Annotated in this window: 15 protein-coding genes; 3 read left to right on the forward strand and 12 right to left on the reverse strand. The window is 66.2% G+C overall.

The genetic code is table 11. From position 1 onward, the window contains the following. Window position 1: 1 nt before the first annotated feature. Genes QX204_RS15555 through QX204_RS15565 form a run of 3 tightly spaced genes read right to left on the reverse strand, consistent with a single transcriptional unit; the run spans window position 2 to window position 2752 of the window. A complete protein-coding gene (locus QX204_RS15555) occupies window positions 2-457 on the reverse strand; it encodes an SRPBCC family protein (protein ID WP_301907592.1) in 456 nt (151 codons plus the stop codon). Further along, entirely contained in the window at window positions 457-1494 is a 1038-nt protein-coding gene (locus QX204_RS15560) for an SDR family oxidoreductase (RefSeq protein ID WP_301907593.1), read from the reverse strand. Before QX204_RS15560 ends, QX204_RS15555 begins: the two co-directional genes overlap by 1 nt. 19 nt (window positions 1495-1513) lie before the next feature. Then, the gene (locus QX204_RS15565) at window positions 1514-2752 is read right to left on the reverse strand and encodes an aspartate aminotransferase family protein (RefSeq protein ID WP_301907594.1); all 1239 of its coding nucleotides are present in this window, start codon (window positions 2750-2752) and stop codon (window positions 1514-1516) included. Between the two features lie 375 nt (window positions 2753-3127). On the opposite strand from QX204_RS15565, the gene QX204_RS15570 reads away from it, so the two are divergent. Further along, a complete protein-coding gene (locus QX204_RS15570; RefSeq protein ID WP_301907595.1) occupies window positions 3128-3883 on the forward strand; it encodes an oxygenase MpaB family protein in 756 nt (251 codons plus the stop codon). A gap of 67 nt (window positions 3884-3950) precedes the next feature. Here the strand turns inward: QX204_RS15570 and QX204_RS15575 are convergent, their stop codons facing one another. Beyond that, window positions 3951-4865 (reverse strand): hypothetical protein, encoded by a 915-nt coding sequence (locus QX204_RS15575; protein ID WP_301907596.1) that lies wholly within the window; start codon window positions 4863-4865, stop codon window positions 3951-3953. Between the two features lie 348 nt (window positions 4866-5213). On the opposite strand from QX204_RS15575, the gene QX204_RS15580 reads away from it, so the two are divergent. After that, window positions 5214-6743 carry an aldehyde dehydrogenase family protein gene (locus QX204_RS15580; RefSeq protein ID WP_301907597.1) on the forward strand — a complete coding sequence of 510 codons (1530 nt, stop codon included), beginning with the start codon at window positions 5214-5216 and terminating at the stop codon, window positions 6741-6743. An 84-nt stretch (window positions 6744-6827) separates the two neighbouring features. Here the strand turns inward: QX204_RS15580 and QX204_RS15585 are convergent, their stop codons facing one another. From QX204_RS15585 to QX204_RS15605, 5 genes are all read right to left on the reverse strand, one after another. Continuing rightward, the gene (locus QX204_RS15585) at window positions 6828-7502 is read right to left on the reverse strand and encodes a TetR/AcrR family transcriptional regulator (RefSeq protein WP_301907598.1); all 675 of its coding nucleotides are present in this window, start codon (window positions 7500-7502) and stop codon (window positions 6828-6830) included. A 71-nt stretch (window positions 7503-7573) separates the two neighbouring features. Then, a complete protein-coding gene (locus QX204_RS15590) occupies window positions 7574-8458 on the reverse strand; it encodes an oxygenase MpaB family protein (RefSeq protein ID WP_301907599.1) in 885 nt (294 codons plus the stop codon). A gap of 157 nt (window positions 8459-8615) precedes the next feature. After that, complete coding sequence (fadD5, locus tag QX204_RS15595; protein WP_301907600.1) at window positions 8616-10169, reverse strand: fatty-acid--CoA ligase FadD5; 1554 nt, start codon at window positions 10167-10169, stop codon at window positions 8616-8618. After that, window positions 10166-10963, reverse strand: a complete 798-nt coding sequence (locus tag QX204_RS15600; protein ID WP_301907601.1) for an enoyl-CoA hydratase — start codon at window positions 10961-10963, stop codon at window positions 10166-10168. Before QX204_RS15600 ends, fadD5 begins: the two co-directional genes overlap by 4 nt. Next, a complete protein-coding gene (locus QX204_RS15605) occupies window positions 10960-11946 on the reverse strand; it encodes an NAD(P)H-dependent flavin oxidoreductase (RefSeq protein WP_301907602.1) in 987 nt (328 codons plus the stop codon). The genes QX204_RS15600 and QX204_RS15605 overlap by 4 nt, the downstream gene beginning before the upstream one ends. A 230-nt stretch (window positions 11947-12176) precedes the next feature. Here QX204_RS15605 and QX204_RS15610 point away from each other — a divergent pair, with 230 nt between their 5' ends. Continuing rightward, window positions 12177-13322 carry an acyl-CoA dehydrogenase family protein gene (locus QX204_RS15610; RefSeq protein WP_301907603.1) on the forward strand — a complete coding sequence of 382 codons (1146 nt, stop codon included), beginning with the start codon at window positions 12177-12179 and terminating at the stop codon, window positions 13320-13322. Between the two features lie 51 nt (window positions 13323-13373). Here the strand turns inward: QX204_RS15610 and QX204_RS15615 are convergent, their stop codons facing one another. From QX204_RS15615 to QX204_RS15625, 3 genes are all read right to left on the reverse strand, one after another. Beyond that, window positions 13374-14471 (reverse strand): TetR/AcrR family transcriptional regulator, encoded by a 1098-nt coding sequence (locus QX204_RS15615; RefSeq protein WP_301907604.1) that lies wholly within the window; start codon window positions 14469-14471, stop codon window positions 13374-13376. Window positions 14472-14718: 247 nt separating this feature from the next. Beyond that, the gene (locus QX204_RS15620) at window positions 14719-16389 is read right to left on the reverse strand and encodes a GMC family oxidoreductase (RefSeq protein WP_301907605.1); all 1671 of its coding nucleotides are present in this window, start codon (window positions 16387-16389) and stop codon (window positions 14719-14721) included. After that, window positions 16386-18050, reverse strand: a complete 1665-nt coding sequence (locus tag QX204_RS15625) for an acyl-CoA synthetase (protein ID WP_301907606.1) — start codon at window positions 18048-18050, stop codon at window positions 16386-16388. The genes QX204_RS15620 and QX204_RS15625 overlap by 4 nt, the downstream gene beginning before the upstream one ends. Window positions 18051-18073 lie beyond the last annotated feature (23 nt).

Raw genomic sequence — 18073 nt, forward strand, 5'->3', positions numbered from 1 at the left:
GTCAGCGCACCACTTCGAGGTCGGGACCGAACAAGCCCTCGAGGATCTTGCGCGTATTGGTGGTCAGGGCGCGCAGGGCCAGCGGGTCGAGCAGTTCGGCCAGTGAGGGTATGCCGAGGTCGATCTCGGCATCGAAGCGAATCCGAACCTGCTGTGCCGCAACCGGATCGACCCGCCACCCACCGGAGAACAGGGCCAGATCGCCGGTTACCTGCTCGAATTCCAAGGTCAGCGCCGAGGTGTCGACGACATCGCGTTCGGTCCACTGCAACAGCCCGTTGCGAAACCACACCGACCAGTGACTCAGCTGTGCGCCCGAGCTGTCGACCTCCACCGAGATCTCCTTGACGACATCGGCGTGCTCGGAATAGGAGGCCAGGTCCACGATCTTGCCGAATGCCGCCGACGGCTCCACCCCGTGGGTCCGCACCTCGATGCTGACAGTCTGCTTAGCCATTACGCGACAACCTCTTTCATCAGTTCTCGGGCGGCGAGGCCCTCCCGGTCGATCAGGTAGCGCAGGGTGGTGCGCATGACGTTCTCGGCGTCGGCCGTCGAGTACTCCGCCGGTGCGTTCGGGATGGTGCCGAGCGAGGTGGGCATCGGGTCCCGGGGGAACAGCGCGGCCACCGTCGTCATCAAGTTCGCCATCTTGGTCTTCTCGCGGTCGGCCAACTCGTCGAAGAACGCCGGTTTCAGAAGCCGTTCGAAGACCTCCGGATCGGCTCGGCGGGTGCCCTCGTAGCGGATGCCTTGCTCGGCGGCGACCTCGGCCACGATGGCGAGCAGCCGGTCCGCGGTCATGGAATTCGGACCCATCGTCGCCCAGAACACGCCGCCGACCTCCGATTCGACGACCGCCGCGATCATCGCCGCGACGACGTCGCAGGGGACGAGATCGAACCGCGCGGTCGCCGCGCACAGGAACAAAGGCACCGTGTTGCGCAGTAGCGAGCGCGAAACACTGTGCACCCCTTGATATTCGGTGATCTCACCGGTAAACGAATCGCCGCTGATCGCCGATGGTCGGACAATGGCGTACGGCAGCCCACTCGCCCGGACCAGCGCCTCGCCCGCACGCTTGGACTCGAGGTATTCGCTCGGACGAAGCGTGGCGTATCCCCCACTGCTGTCCGGCGGCAGATCCATCTCGACGAATGCCGTGCTGACATGCACGAACCGCGCGCCAGCGGCCTGCGCCAAGGCCAGCACCCGGCGGGTGCCGTCGACGTTGACCGCGTTCATCGCCTCCGCACCCGCGTCGAAGATGACGTTCGCCGCGCAGTGCACCACACAGTCGAGGCCATCGAGGACGAGATCCCTGTCGGCCGACGATAGTCCGAGTTCCGGCTGGGTCAGATCGCCACGCACGACGGTGTCGGCGTGGTCGACCGATCGGTGGCGAGCGAGTGCGACAACCTCGTGTCGCCCGCCGATCATTCGCATGAGCGGGACACCGACAACGCCGGCCCCGCCGGTCACCAATATTTTCACGACGCTCCCCGTTCAGTGCTCATGCCGCGTTCGCGGCGAGGTTCACACATGCTTTGTCGAATGCTTCGAGCAACCAGGCTTCGTCGGACGAGTCGAAAACGGCAGGCGGAGTGAGCCGCAATACCCGTCCCGAGCTGAGCGAATGGTTCACGATCACGTTCCCGTCGACCATCTCGAGCAGAAACTCCCCTGCCGCGCCCGCCTCGGCGAACTCCAGACCGAAAAGCATTCCGGCACTGCGGATCTCGGTCATCAGGTCCGGACACCGAGCCTGCCGGATCTCCTCGAGTCCGCGGCGCAGCCGGGCGCCGATCGTTGCCGCTCGCTCGATGATCTGCTCGTCACGGATGGTGTCCAGCGTGGCCGACACGGCGGCCATGCCCAGTGGCGCGGCCGAGAAGGTCGACGTGTGCAGGCACAGATCGGCGTCGAAGGCCGCGAAGGCTTCCTCGGTCGCCAGGGCGGCCGATACCGGAAGCAGACCGCCGCCCAGACTCTTTCCGACCAGCAGCACATCCGGCGTGATGCCCTCATGGCCACTGCGCCACCAGGTTCCGGTGCGGCCGAGACCGGTCAGGATCTCATCGATCACCAGCATCGCACCGCGTTGCCTGCACAGCTTCTCGACCGCGGCGAAGTAGCCGTCGGGCGCGAAGACCACGCCGCCTTCGCCCTGAATCGGTTCGAGTACCACGCACGCGTCGCTGCCGTCGCTGCCCAGGGCAGCGTCGAAGGCGTCGATGTCGCCGAACGGAACCGAGGTGGCCGTGGCGAGCAGAGATCGGAACGGCGCCTGGTAGGTGTCGTTCGCGGTGACGGTGAGCGCACCGAGCGTCTTGCCGTGGTAGCCGTTCGACGCGCCGATCAAACGTGAACGTCCTTGTGTACACGCCATTTTCAGCGCGGCTTCGGTTGCCTCGGTGCCCGCACCGGCGAAGTACACCTTGGTCAGTCCGGGCGGCGCCACCGCAGTCAACGCGGCAGCCGCGCTCGCAGCGGCGGGTTCGAGTAGACCTCGGGTCGAGAGCGGGTGCCGGTGCAGTTGCTCGACGACCGCCGCGACCAGGCGCGGATGCCGGGCGCCGAGCAGAAAGACGCCGTAGCCACCGCAATTGAGGAACTCACGGCCGTCGGTCGTCCACAACCGCGAGCCCGCCGATCGGTCTTCGACGAGTCCACCGAGCAAGCTACCCAGCTGTGCCCGTGAACGGCCGAGATGGTGTCGTGTTCGGTCAAGAATCTGTTGTTCGAATGTCATGCAGCCCCTCAGCACGGGGGTGAGACCACCCCGAGAACATGCACGATGTTAATCAGCATTCTTGCGATGGGTCGACCGACAGCGAACACTCTCAACGGGATTCGACTTGGTTAATCTCACCACTACCAGCAGATATTGATCACCATATGTTGTGTGTCACAACAGTTTTCGCGGCCAACTGGAAGGTTGATTCTTCACGCCTGCAGGAAGGTTGATCAGCCGTTGACAGCCCGTCGAGGTAATGAGAGGATTCTAGAATCACTCTCTCAGAGCCGCTCCGGTAGCCGCCAGTCCTCGAACGGGGTCGACGATGACCACACCACTTCCCGTACCCGCCGCACGCCACTGCCGGATGCGCGGTTGAGGAAGTCATCGATGTACAGCCGACGAGGAACCTCGCTGCTGCGCCGGTACGTCGGCGACCGACGATTCCTGCTCGCGTTGCCGCGCGCGGTGGGATTGCAGATTCTGCACCCGGCCATCGCGACCGCTCTCGACGAGCACATGGCGATGCGGCTGTGGTACCACAAGGCGCGGACCGTCTCGCAGACGATCGACATGGCCTATAGCGACCGGGACCAGCGGCACCGCATGGTCAATATCCATGGGCACATCAGTGGAGTCGACGACCGGGGCACGCGCTTTCACGCGCTGAATCCAGACGTGTTCCACTTTCAGCACGCGACCTACGTGGAGACACTGGTGGTCGCGATCAATACCTTCATCTCGCCGATGTCGGACCTCGACCACGAACGCCTGTACGCGGAGTGCTGCGAATGGTATCTGCGGTTCGGGGTGTCCGCGCGGGCCATGCCACCGGACTGGGCGAGCTTCGGCGACTATTTCGAGCGAACCTGCGCGCAGGAGCTACGTCTCACCCCGGCCGGTCGCACGCTCGCGCCCGAAGTCTTACGTCCGACCAGCTGGGTCCCGCGGCTGCTGCCGTCCGTCGCCGTGCGCGAATTGCTGCACCCTCGCACCAGGGAATTGCTCGAAGTGCGAGCGCGACCGGGAGATCGGGCCGCGTTCCGCTCCTACGCCACCGGCCTCCGGATGGCGGCAACGGTAGCGCCGTCGGCTGTTCGCTATGTTCCCTCGGCGCGTGCGGAGAGGTCACCGCGGCCCGCGTAGACCGATGATCCAGCCGGCCCGGAGTCCGGGCAGACGGAGACCGCGCTCCGTCTGCCCGGTCGACGCGCTAGAGCAGCGGTGTCGATTCGGAAGGGCCCTGGCGATACCTGGTCACCGTCAAAGTCTGCGGCTGCGCGTTGTATTCCGGGATGGGCAGCGGGAACCAGAAACTGCCGTCCAACCACACCTGACCCGCCAGCGGCGCGGGCAACCCGAGCACATCGATGGCCTGACCCGACGGGGGATTCCGGAAGGTGCCGACGTTCTCCCCGTCGATGAAGAAGTCGACGTACTCACCGCCCAGCTGGACGGCATAGGCGTGATCCTGCGCCAAGATCGTCTCGTCGAGAAGCTTGATCTGCGGGACCAAGGTCCCCGCCCGTTTGACCATCAGGAAGAAGCCGTGGGGCATATCGGCGCCGAGCACGTTCGCCACCGGACTCAGAGCGTCGGCCGTGGCGCCCATCGCGCCGTGCGAACCGTTGTACATGAACCAGGCGATCTCGAGACCCAGCAGTGCGCGTGGGTCGATCAGCCGATTCGACACACCCCAGCCGGCCGTCCCGTTGTGGTCGACCATGTCGGGAGCACCCTTGACGTTCATCGTCATGGTCTGCCCGGCGGTGAAGGTGGGCCGCGAGACTACTTCCGCGTTGTTGTAAGGGAAGAGACCATCCGCGGTCCGTGGTACCGCGAGCGTGGCCCCCTCCGGGCCGAACCCGAGGCTCGAGTAGCCGACATCGGTGGTGCACCAATCCTGCGCTGGGGCCGACGCGAAAGTCTCGTCCATCGTGCGATTCGGCAGCTGGTAGTCGGATCCGATCCAGCCTGCCAGGGCCCGCGGGCTCAGAGCGCCACAGTTGGTCATCCCGTCGTCGACCACGCCGGGCAGCTGAATATTCGGGTCGGCGACACCGACACCGGCCGAGGCCACCACTGCCGCGAAACCGGCGAAAACCGCCACGGCTTGCCTGATCACCATTTCGATCCCACTTCCTCTTCGTTTACGAGAGAATGCTCGGTAACATAAGGCAGTCAATCACGGCTGCCACCTTTCCGAATTTCGCGAGGCCCGATAAATAGCCTATGAACATGACTGATCCGCCCCGCTTTCGCGGGCAGGGCCAGGGCTCCGCGTTGGGCGGTCGCAGCACCTGAACGGCAGCTCGATGGGCGTCCCAGCTACCGGCGTCACCGGATGTCGCGATGGCGAGCCCTCCCCCCACCCATCAGAACGACAGCATGAACCATCTCGTGACAGAGTGATATACAAAACATCTCACTCTGTCTAAGGTGGTCTGTAGACCGATACGGCTATCCAGGAGAAAATGTGTCTGATTCCGCAACACCCACCGTCGACGCCACTGAACTGGCTGTTCGCAACCCGGCATCCGGAGAACTGGTCGGCACCGTCGCCGTGTCGACCCCGGAGGAAGTAGCCGCCGCCGCCTCCGCGCTGCGCAAGGCGCAGCCGCGGTGGGCTTCGATCAGCGCGTCCGGACGGAAGCAGTGGCTACTCAAGCTGCAGGATTGGGTGCTCGACCACACCGACGAGCTGGCGGATTCGATTCAAGACGAGTCCGGAAAGCCCCGCGTGGAGGCCGAGGTCGAGGTCGCGTTCACTGTCGATCTGCTCGGCTACTACGCACGCAACGCCGCGAAGTTCCTCGCCGATACCGCCGTGAGCCCCCACACTCCGCTGATGCGGATCAAGAAGTTGACCACCACCTACACGCCGTATCCGGTGGTCGGCATCATCACGCCGTGGAACTTTCCGCTCGCCATGCCCGCCTCCGATCTCGTTCCGGCGCTCGCCGCCGGTGCCGCCGTGCTGCTCAAGCCGTCGGAGGTGACCCCGCTGACCCCGCTCGCGCTCGCCCGCGGCTGGGCCGAGATCGGCGCGCCGCCGGTGTTCACGGTGGTCTCCGGCGCCGGCGCCGCCGGTGCCGCGGTGGTCGAGAACGCTGATTTCATCCAGTTCACCGGCTCCGGCAACACCGGGCGCCGCATCGCCGTCGCGTGCGCGGAACGCACGCTGCCCTACAGCCTCGAAATGGGCGGCAAGGACCCGGCGATCGTGCTCGCCGACGCCGATCTCGACCGTGCGGCCAACGGCATCGCGTTCGGCGCGCTGACCAATGCCGGACAGCTGTGCGTGTCGGTGGAGCGGGTATATGTCGAAGCTCCGGTGTACGACGCGTTCGTCGACAAGCTGGTCACCCACGTCAAGTCGCTGCGGATCGGCCGCGACGACCGCAGCGGAAACATCGATATCGGCCCGCTCGCCAACCAGGCCCAGCTCGACATCGTCACCCGCCATGTCGACGATGCGATCGCCGCCGGTGCGCGCGCGCTCACCGGCGGAAAGGCCACGGGCGAGGGGAACTTCTTCGAGCCGACCGTGCTGGTCGACGTCGACCATTCGATGTCGTGCATCACCGAGGAGACCTTCGGCCCGACCATTCCGGTCATCAAGGTCGCCGATGAGAACGAGGCGATCAAGCTCGCCAACGACTCCGAGTACGGACTGTCGGCCTCGGTGTGGACGGGCAACAAGTCCCGCGGGCAGTCGATCGCGCGGAAACTGACCGTCGGCGCGGTGAACATCAACGACGCCACCATCAACCTGTTCAACTTCGCGCTCCCCCACGGTGGTTGGGGACAGTCCGGCACCGGGTACCGCTTCGGCGGCGCGGACGGCGTGCGCAAGTACTGCCGCAAGCAGGCGATCACAGCTCCTGCCCTGCCGACGCAGAAGTCCGAACTGGTCTGGTACCCGTACAGCCTGAAGAACTTCGGGTTCATGCGCAACGCGATGCGCGTGGCCGGTGCTCGCGGTCGACGCCGCTTCGGCAAGTAAGTGAACTCCGCCTCGGGTGGAGGTATCGCCGACCGGTGACACCTCCACCCGAGGCGAGTGGTGTTTCCGCCCCGTGGGTGGGGCCTAGCGAGGTTCGGGTTCGGCCTCGTCGGGCGCGGTGTGGACGTCCAGGGGACGGAATCCGGGTGCGATGTGGTCGCGGGCGAACTTGCGTGCCGCGGCCTCGTCGTCGAGCGGGATGACCGTCGGCTTGGTCAGCACCAACGACAGCGCGGTGCGAGCCACCAACTCGGCGACGGGCAGCGGGTCGTAGGCGGGGAGCTTGCCTGCCTCTTGCAGGCGGGTGATGAACTCGGCCAAGAAGTCTCGGCCGAGCTCGATCACCGGCGCGCCACCGGTGGTGAGGTAGGGCAGCACGGTGGCGGCGTCGGTGGCGAGCAGGCGATCGAGCAGCGGGTTCTCCCGCAGACCGAGGGCGAAGGCGACGAACAGTTCGACGATCTGGTCTTCGGCGCTGGCGCCCTCCTCCGCCTGCCGACGCATCGAGGCGTCGGCCTGATCCAGCAGGTGGCGCACCTGCCAGAGCCCCACCGCCTGGACCACGTCGGTCTTGCCACCGAACCGGCGGTACAGGGTCGCCAAGGACAGCCCGCCACGGCGGGCCACCTCGCCCATGCTGGTGCGCTTGATCCCGAAGTCCAGAAACGCGGCCAAGGCGCCGTTCAGGACATCGGCGTTATCGCGTTCGACGCCGCCGTGCCCGCGAATCCGGGCCAGCAACCTGATCGACTCGGCCATATCCCATTCCCCTCAGCTGACAAGAGCCCGAACATAATGTGGTCTGCCGGTGGCCCGCAACCTCGCTGCTCTCAGACCAACGGGCGGCCGAGTCGGTGCCGGCGCCGCATGTCCCAGAGCACGGCCGCGTACGGCTCGATCCGCGCGCGGACGGGCAGCCGTCCGTAGACGGTGCCGATGGCTCGGAACATCAGCCGATGCCGCCGCTCCTGCGCATCGGTCCACGGAAGGTAGAGCTGCGCGCGCATGGCTTCGGGCAGCAGACCGGTGACGGCGAAACGATGAAAATTGGCAAGAACGCGCGGCCTGGGCACATTGCGCAAGCCGACGAGCTTGCGCAGGTATTCGGCGACCACGTCGTCGATCTGCATGCTCGCCAGCCCGGCCTCGAAATAGCTTTCGAAAGCCGCCAGATCCGCCGGCCACATCTCGGGCCTCATCTGCAATCCGGTGCCGAACTTGGCCCCGTACTGCACGAAGACCTCCTTGGTGGCCCTGTCCAGTGGCCCATAGAGGCGTTCGTGGGTATCCATGACTCCCCAGCACAGGCAGACCGCGACCCACTTCTGCAGCTCGGGATCGAACGCGTTGTACTTCACCTCGGCGCCCGGCGCCGAACGAACGCGTCGATGGACGCTACCGACGGCCTGTCGATACACGTCCCGCTCTTCCTCGGTCCCCAGCATCGCCACCGCGATGTAGGTCAGCGTGGTGCGCAGCCGCTTCCACGGATGGACATCGGCGCGGCCCGAGTCGACGGTGCTCTGGACAACGCCGTACCCCACCGGCCGGTTCGCCAGCTGCACAATCACATTCGCACCGGCCCCGGCGAAAGCGCCGATCCCGTCGAGAAATCGCTCGATATCGAAATCCTCGACAGTGCCGTAGCGGCACGTCAGGACCTCGCCGAGATCGTCGACCATGACGGGATCGCTCACCGTTGAAACTTCACGCATAGTCCTGCGTCTCCTTTTTCTGAGCCACGAAGGCTTGATACGTTGAGATGATATTCGACTAATCAACTCATGGGAAGCCTTCGCTACGTACCGCTACGCGGCGACGCCCCGTAGCGCCGAGGCGCTACGGGGCGTCGTGGTCTGCTGCCGATCTCGATCAGGCGTATTCCTTGCGGAGCTGGTGTTTGATCACCTTGCCGCCCGCGTTGCGCGGCAGCTCGTCGACGACGATCAGGTCCTTGGGGTGCTTGTACCTGGCCAGATTGGCATCGAAGTGCGAGGCGAGGGCGACGAGGGTGAGCTCGGCGTCCGGCTCGGCGACGACCACCGCGATGGCGACCTCACCCCACTTGTCGTCCGCGCGGCCGATGACCGCGGCTTCGCGTACGGCGGGGTGGGCGAACAGGACGTTTTCCACTTCGGCGCAGTAGATGTTCTCACCGCCGGAGATGATCATGTCCTTCTTCCGGTCGACGACGTAGACGAATCCCTCCTCGTCGCGGCGAACCAGGTCCCCGGAATGGAACCAGCCGCCTTCGAACGCTTCGGCGGTCGCCTCGGGCTTGTTCCAGTACTCGCGCATCATGGTCGGGCCCCGGTAGACGATCTCGCCGATCTCGCCGGGGGCGACATCGTTCATCTCTTCGTCGACGACGCGGGCGGCGATGGTCGGGATCGGCTGCCCCACGGAGCCGAGTTTGCGGATCGCGTCCTTGCCCTCGAGAACACAGGTGATCGGCGACATCTCGGTCTGCCCGAAGACCGCGATGTTCAAGGCGTCGGGGAACGTGTCGGCCATCGCCTGCAAAACGGTGTCGGAAGCCGGGGCAGCGCCCCAGCTGATCACCCGCAGGCGCAGATCACGCTCGCGCACAGTCGGATCGGCGCACACGATCTGCCACTGCGCCGGTACCAGGAACACCGAGGTGGCCTTCTCGCGCTCCCACGCGTCGAGCACCTGGCCGGCGTCGAAGGCGAGCAGCGGATGCAGCACGGTGAGGGTGCCGAGCACGAAACACGGTGCGATACTGCCCAATCCGGCGATATGGAACAGCGGCGCCGCGCAGAAGGCGACATCGTCGGTGGTGTACTGCATCGCGCGGATACAGGTGAGCGCCTGGGCCTGCATATTGGTGTGGGTCAGGACCGCGCCCTTGGGGCTGCCGGTCGTCCCCGAGGTGTACATGATCAGCGCGGCCGAGTCCTCGCTGACGTCGACCGCGGGATGGGGCGCACCCTCCTCGGCCAGCAGCTGCTCGTAACCCTCTGTGCCGTCACCGGTTTCGCCGCCGACGACGACGCAGGTGGTCAGGGCGTCGGTCTGCGCGCGCACCGCCGCGACGAGGGGGGCCAAGGCGGTGTCGGTCACGATCGCCTCGGCACCGCTGTCGGCGATCAGGTACAGGATCTCGGGCGGGGTGAGCCGGAAGTTCACCGGGACCGCGATGGCGCCCAAGGTATTGATCCCGAAGACCGCCTCGAGGTATTCGGTGCTGTTGAGCATCAATACCAGGACACGGTCACCGAAACCGACACCGCGGCGGGCAAGCGCGTCGGCGAAGGCTTCGGAGCGCTCGTGCAGCTGCAGCCAGCTCGTGTCGACCCCGCGGAACCGCACGGCGGTGGCGTCGGGTTTGACCGTCGCCTGCAGGGCGACCTGGTTCATCCAGTGGTTGCGGCGCGAACGGATCGGTTCCACGTCGAGGTTCATTCGTTTCCTTGCGGTGCGTCGGTGAATCGGGGAGCACGCTTGCCGAGCATGGCCATGGTGCCTTCGTAGAAGTCGGGTGAGACGAGCAGTTCGATCTGGGCGGTCGCCTCGCGGTCGAATGCCGGTTCGAGTTGGCTCAGGGTCGCGGCGTTCACCGCGGCCTTGGTCAACTCCAGTGCCCGGCGTGGCCCGGCGGCGAGGCGAGTCGCGATGGCGTACACGTGTTCGGTCAGCTCGGCGTCGGGCACGGCCGCGGTGATCAGACCGGCCGCGGCGGCCTCGGGTGCGGGCAGCCGGTTGCTGAGCAAGGCCATTTCCATCGCGCGGGCGCGACCCATCCCCGCGGGGACCAGGGCGGTGGCACCGCCGTCGGGCAACAGTCCGATGGCGGTGAAAGGCAGCAGGAGATAGGTGCTTTCGGCCGCGTAGTGCAAATCGGCGGCCAGGGCCAGTGACGCGCCGACGCCCGCGGCGGGACCATTGATCTGGGCGATGACCGGAATCGGCGCTTGAATGACCGCGCGGATCATGCGCGCGGCTTCTGACATCACCGTTTCCGGGCTCGCCTCGTTGCCGCCGGACGCGGCGGCCGCCGCGAGATCGGCGCCCGTGCAGAACGCACGCCCCTCGCCGGTCAGCACGATCACCCTGATGGTGGAATCGGCCGCGGCGCCGGCGATGACGTCGGCCAATTCGCTCATGGTGGCGAGGTCGATCGCGTTGAGGCGGGCGGGCCGATTGATGCAGATCCGCAGTATGCCGCCCGCGAGAGTGGTCTGGACCGACTCGCTCATGAGGCCACCGCCGTCACGACCGACCCGGCCAGCGATTCGGTGATCAGGGCCTGCGCCTCGGCCATGATGTTCGCGATCAGGTCAGCGCAGGTGGGAATGTCGTGGATCAGGCCCTGGCATTGCCCGACGCTCCAGATACCGGCGTCCACGTCGCCGTCCTCGTAGACCTTGCGCCCGCGCGCACCGGACACGAGATCACGCACATCGTCGAAAGTGCCGCCGTTGCGCTCGATTTCGACGACCTGACGGCTGACCGCGTTGTCGGCGACCCGCGCGGTGTTGTGCAGCGTCCGGAAGATCAGCTTGGTGTCGAGCTCGGTGTTGGCCACGATCTTTTCCTTGACCACGTGCGCGATCGGCGACTCGACGGTGCACAGGAATCGCGTGCCCATGTTCACCCCGTGCGCGCCGAGTGCCAGCGCCGCGACCAGTCCACGACCGTCCGCGAAACCGCCCGAGGCGATCATCGGGATCTCGATCTCCCTGGCCGCCACGGGAATCAGCACCAGGCCCGGTGTGTCGTTCTCGCCGGGGTGACCGGCGCATTCGAAGCCGTCGATGCTGATCCCGTCCACCCCGACCTGCTGCGCCTTGAGCGCGTGCTTGACGCTGGTGCACTTGTGCAGCACCTTGATGCCGGCGTCCTTGAAGTAGGGCAGGTGGGTGGCCGGGTTGCCGCCCGCGATCTCGACGATCTTCACCCCGCTGTCGATGATCGCCTGCCGGTATTCCGCGTAGGGCGGGGGCGTGATCGAGGGCAGAATCGTGAGGTTGACCCCGAACGGCTTGTCGGTGAGGTCGCGGGTCCGGGCGATCTCGTTGCGCAGTTCGGCCGGGGTCGGCTGGGTCAGGCCGGTGATGATGCCGAGCCCGCCCGCGTTGGACACCGCGGCGGCCAGCGGGGCGCGGCCGACCCACATCATGCCGCCCTGGACGATCGGGTGCTCGACACCGAATGCCTCGGTGAATCTGGTGCGCAGCATGCAGCCTCTCTCCGCTCGGGAGTTCCGCACCGGTAGAAACGAAACCCTCGGGCCTCTTTGCTTCCGGCGAGAATGGTGATTAACTTAACGAGAATTGCAGTTAACTTATCTGGGTAGGGGCCGCTGTGTCAACGGCCACACTCCCCGCCCCGAGCCAGCGGATCGCGCATCCGCGTTCTCGCGCGAGCGACCTGGCTCTCGTCTGACCGAGATTCGAAGGAGAAAACACTATGGGCGTCGAATTCAGCCCGGAACAGCAAGATTTCGCGGCAGCGGTCGCCGCGTTCGCCAAACGCGAGGCAGGCACCCGGGAAAAGCGTGACGCGCTGACCGACCACGACGCCGAGCAACACAACCCCGCCCTCTACGCCAAGATGGCCGAACTCGGCTGGCTCGGGCTCACGGTGCCCGAGGAATACGGTGGTTCCGACGCCACGATGGTCGATATGTGCATCCTGCTCGAGGAAAGCCTGCGTGGGTTGCTGCCGATCGGTGCGATCGGGCCGACGCTGATCACCGGTGGCGCCTACGCCAAGTTCGGCTCCGACTCACAGAAAGACACGGTGTTGCGGGGCATCGTGCGCGGTGCGTCGCAGTCGATCTCGATGTCAGAACCCGAAGCCGGGTCCGACGTCGGTAACATCACCACCCGCGCGGAGAAGACCACCGACGGGTGGTTGATCAATGGTCAGAAGACGTGGTGTTCCAACGCCCATATCTCCGAGAACATCCTGCTCGTGGCCCGCACCGACCGTAGCGGGGGCAAGCACGAGGGCTTGACGATGTTCCATGTGCCCGTCGGCACGCCGGGGTTGAAGATCAACCCGATCGAGTTGATGGGCAACCAGAAAGAAACCAACGACCTCTACTTCACCGACTGCGTGCTCCCGGAGGACGCGGTCGTGGGTGAGGTCGGTAACGGGTGGCGGCAGTTGATGACGGGGTTGAACTTCGAACGGCTGATCCTGGCCGCGATGAGTTTGGGTGCGGCTGAGCGTGCGTTCGAGGACACGTTGCAGTTCGTTTCCGAGCGTAAGCAGTTCGGTCGCCCGATCGGGACGTTCCAGGCGTTGCGTCACCGGGTCGCTGATCTCGCGACCGAGATCGAGTGCACCAAGTTGTTGGTTTACAGCGTCGCTGCGGCGGTGGATGCGAATCCGTCCAAGACTTTCGCGCGGGAGGCGTCGATGGCCAAGCTCAAGGCGACCGAGACGTCGAAGCTGGTCGCGTTGGCGGGGATGCAGATGATGGGTGGTTACGGGTACGCGCGCGAGTTCGACATGGAAAAGCATGTTCGTGGTGCGTTGGTCTCGACGATCTTCGGTGGTACGAGCGAGATCCAGCGCGACATCATCGGCAAGACCTACGGACTCTGACGTATCGGGCGCCCGGCCGTACGGTCGGGCGCTCTCACCCGCGGCTGGGCGCTAGCGCGGTAACGGCTGACCGAGGGCGACGGTCTCGAGGAGCCGAATCACCTTCTCCTGCGGGCAGACCCCCCCGGCGCCGAAGATTCGGACGAGGTCGACGACCAGGCTGAAGCAGGCGTGCACGAGGACGCGCGCCTCCCCCATCGTCAGCTGCGGGCGCGCCCTGACGACCAGCTCGGCCCACTCGGTGATGATCAGTTGCTGCACCTGTCGCAGCGCGACCTGATCGGTGGGGTCGATGTGACCGAACTCGGCGTAGTAGACGAAGGCCAGGGCGCGTTCGGCGAACGAGTCGCGCACGTAGAGGTCGATCAGCACACCGAGCGCCTCCCCCGGGGTATCGGCGGCCAGTACCGCGGGGGTGATCGCCGTCGATACGCGATCGGCCGCCAGCCGGAACGCGGAGCTCAACAGATCGCTCTTGCCACGGTAGTAGCGGTATATCGCCGACGCCGCCGACAGGTTCGCCGCGACGGCGATATCTTCCATGCTGACGTTCGGGTAGCCCCGCTCGTGGAAGAGCGTGACTGCCGCGCGCAGTAGCTGTTCGTGCTCGAACAGCTGCGGGTCGGCGTCGGGCTTCGTCTCGTCCGCGCTGGTCCGCGGCGGAGTCAGATCGGCATCGATGACCGCCCAGCAGACAGCACGCAGGAGTGCGGCAAGCGTGTGCGCGGGCACGGCGACGTGGTGGTCGCCGATGCTGCTGGTCAGCGCGAAGATCGACACCGCGCGGACCGCGCGATCGTGCCCGCTCAGCTCAGGGCGCACCTGGCCGATCAGAGCGCGCAGCACGCGGATCGACGCGGTGAACTCGGCGATGAACAGCTCGTAGTCGGCAGGCTCGAGGTAGCGACGGTCCCAACGGGCCAGCCCGACGGTCGTCCGATTGGCGATCGTCATCGTGATCATCGAGTCGAGCAGGTGGTCGACGCGCTCGCGCGGGGACCACCTCTCGGCGTCCTCGGGCAGCTCGGCGGCGCGCACCATGAGCCCCGCCAACCGGAAGAGCTCTTCCCGGAACAGCGCGTACTTGCTGGGAAAGTGCCGGTACAGCGCGGTCGGACTGATATCGAGGCGCTTGGCGATGTCGTCCATGCTGACGCTGTGATACCCGTGCGCGCCGAATGCCGCCGCCGACTCCGCCGCGATCTGGGCACGCCTGTTCTTCGGCCTACGCCTGACCTGGCGCCGCTGCGGGCCTGCCCGCGGCCCGTCTGCCTGTGTGCTCGTCGTCTCGCCCTTTGTTCGACGCGCTGCGTGCGAGTTCGTCCAGCCCTCGCTGACATGATATGCCCGCGTGCACGCAGCGCCGACTCGGCGATCGTCGAACGATGACCAGACCTCAGGCCCCGAGCGAGTAGCGCAATGCGGCGGGCGCGGTAGCGGGGACAGCGGGCTGCTTCGGCATGACCGGTGCGACGCGGACGTACGCCGAACCCAGCGCGGGACGAGGATCGGCCTCGCCCTTGTTGGGCCAGAACGCCATCGCGCGCTCCGCTTGCGCGGTGATGGTCAACGACGGGTTCACCCCGAGGTTGGCCGTGACCGCACTGCCGTCGGCGATGTGCAGGCCCGGATATCCGTAGACCCGCTGCCATGGGTCGACGACGCCGGTGTCGGCGGAGTCGCCGATCGTGGCGCCGCCGATGTAATGCGCGGTGGCTGGAATACCGAGCAGGTCGGTGATCAGATTTCCCGCGTCACCGTCGATTTCGGCGGCGTACTCGCGAGCGATGTCGTGCGCGATCGGGATCCACTCAGGATTCGGTTGCCCCGATCCCTGTTTGGTGACCAGACGTCGCCCCTTCAGATAGGACGTCAGCGAGTTGTCCAGCGATTGCATCACGAGCAGCACGACCGAGCGCTCGGCGGCGCGATAGACATTCTTCAGCCGGATGAAGTGAAGCGGATGCGCCAGCGCCATGAGCAGCAGCCGCAGCACCCGGAAGGCGCCGCCGTCGATCATCGGGAGGCCCTGGGTGAACAGCGCGTTGTGCCCCTTGCCGTACGAGCACACCTCGATGTGGGTTTGCGGCTCGGGGTGAATCGAGGAGGTGATCGCCACGCCCTGCGACATGTCGTAGCGACTACGACTGCAGACCGCGACCACCGCCTCGGAATTGCTCCTGGTCAGCTCACCGAGCCGTGGCGACAATTCCGGCAGCACACCATCGTTTCGCATGCGGTGCAGCAACTTCTGGGTTCCCAGAGCCGCCGCGGCGAAGACGACTTGCCCCGCGGTGAACGTGCGCCGATTCTTGCGGACGACACCGCCCGAACGCATGGTGTCCACGACGTAGCCGCCGTCGCCGTCGGGCCGCACCGAGGTGACCGTGGTGAGCGGGTGCACCTCGGCGCCGTTGCGCTCGGCCAGGTACAGATAGTTCACCGTGGTGGTGTTCTTGGCGTTGTGCGTGCACCCGGTCAGACACTCGGAGCAATGGATGCAACCCGCACGCGTCGGCCCGGCGCCACCGAAATACGGATCGGGCACCTCGGTCCCCTCCTCGCCCTCGTTGAAGAAGACCCCCACATTCGTGCGGTGAAACGTGTCGGCGACCCCGCGTCGCTCGGAAATCGTCAGCAGCACTGCGTCTTTGGGGCCGACGCGCGGATTGGTTCGCACGCCGAGCATCCGTTTGGCCTGGTCGTAGTACGGCGCCAACTCCGACTTCCAGTCGGTGATGTGCGCCCACGCGCGATCCTCGTAGAACGCGGGCAGCGGCTCGTAGAGGGTATTGCCGTAGATCACCGACCCTCCCCCGACCCCCGACCCGCTGAAGACCGCGCACTTGCCGAGAACGCTGATGCGCTGCGGTCCGGTCAAGCCGAGTCGGGGCATCCACAGCGACTTGCGGATATTCCAATTGGACTTCGGGAAATCCTCGGGATTCCACCGCCGGCCGGATTCGAGAACGCCGACCCGGTACCCCTTCTCGGTCAGCCGCAGGGCCGTGACGCTGCCGCCGAACCCGGAACCGATCACGATCACGTCGTAGTCGTACTCGGTCATGGCTTCGCTCCTTGCCCCGCATGCCCGGCGACGACGTACTCGGTCAGCGCCTTGCGCACGATCTTGCCGGTGGGATTGCGTGGCATCTCGTCGAGGAACACCACCTCACGGGGCACCTTGTACCTGGCGAGGTTGTCCTTGACGTAGTCCTTGATCTCCTGCGCGCCCGGCTCGTGGCCGGCGGCGGGAACGACGAAGGCGCGCAATCGCTGTCCGAAGTCCGCGTCGTCGACACCGATCACCGCGACGTCGGCGATATCGACGCGACCCATCAGCAGATTCTCCACCTCCAACGGATAGACGTTCTCGCCGCCGCAGACGACCATGTCGTCGTCCCGACCGTCGATGAACAACAGACCGTCGGAGTCGAAGTGGCCCATGTCCCCGGTCGACATGTAGCCATCGATGATCTGTTTGGTCTTGCCGTCGGTGTAACCCTCGAACGGGGCGACGGTGCGCGCGAAGATGCGCCCGGAGACATTCGCCTCGGTGATCCGGCGATCCTCGCTGTCGTAGAGCGCGATGCGCGCGGTGACCGGTGCCCGACCGACAGTGCCTGGCGCACGCCGCAATTCGTGCGGCTGCGCGACAGCGGTGATGGCGACCTCGGTGGAGCCGTACCCGTTGTAGAGGACCTCACCGAAGGCGTCCTGCCATCGGGTCGCCAGGTCGGGTGGCAGCGGTGCGCCGCCGACGAAGACCGTGCGCAACGACGAGGTGTCGTACTCGGCGATGGCCTCGGGACCGAGCGCGAGAATGCGGTTCAGCTGGGTCGGCACCGCGACCAGCATCTCGACCGAATGCTTCTCGATCGCCGCCAACGTGGCCTTCGCGTCGAAGCGGCGCCGCAGCACGATGTGCCCGCCGAGCGCGCTGGCTATCGTCCAGGTGCCCATACCCGTGGTGTGGAAGACCGGGGTCGCGATCATCACGACCCCGCCGCGTGGAAACGGCACCCGGTCGACGACGAGTGCGGTGGCGAACGGAGATACCTTGGTCCGCGGCGCACCCTTGGGCAGACCGGTGGTGCCACTGGTGAGGATGATGAAGCCGGCGGGCCGGTCCGGCGGCGGCAGCGGATCACTGCTGTTCGCCGACACCAGCATGGCGATGGTCCGTGCGCCCGGTGGCAGCGGGTGTTGCTCATCGACCCAGCTGAGAATCCGTGGCATGTCCGCGGGCAGCGCATCGACGAGCCCGGCGAATTCGCTGTCGAACAGAATCGCGCGAACCTTCTCCCGCACAGCGACTTCGGTGAGCTGCGGCTTGGCGAAACTGGTATTCAGCATGGCCAGGCGCAACCCGGCCTTGCCCGCTGCCACCATCGCCAGCACCAGGCCACGATGATCACGCGCCAGCACGCCGATCACCTCGCCGCCGCGCAGGCCCTGCCCCAGCAAACCGTGGGCCAGGGCGTTGGACTGCTCGTCGAGCTCGCGGTAGGTCAGCACCCCGCGCTCGTCGGTCAGCGCGGGTTCGTCGGGCCGGTCGGCCGCACCGGCACAGATCATCGCCGCCTGCGGGCCGTAGGAGTTGTTGAGCGCGATCATGCGCTTGATCCGGCGCGGTCGCCACAGGTCGATCAGGCCGGTTCGGTGCAGTCGACGCACCGCCGTCAACTTCTCGCGTACGTCGGCCACGGTGCCGTTCGTCAGCTTCATCGATGATCCTCTGGTGAGTTCTG

This window comes from Nocardia sp. PE-7 (assembly GCF_030486425.1).
Taxonomy (GTDB): Bacteria; Actinomycetota; Actinomycetes; order Mycobacteriales; family Mycobacteriaceae; genus Nocardia; species Nocardia salmonicida_A.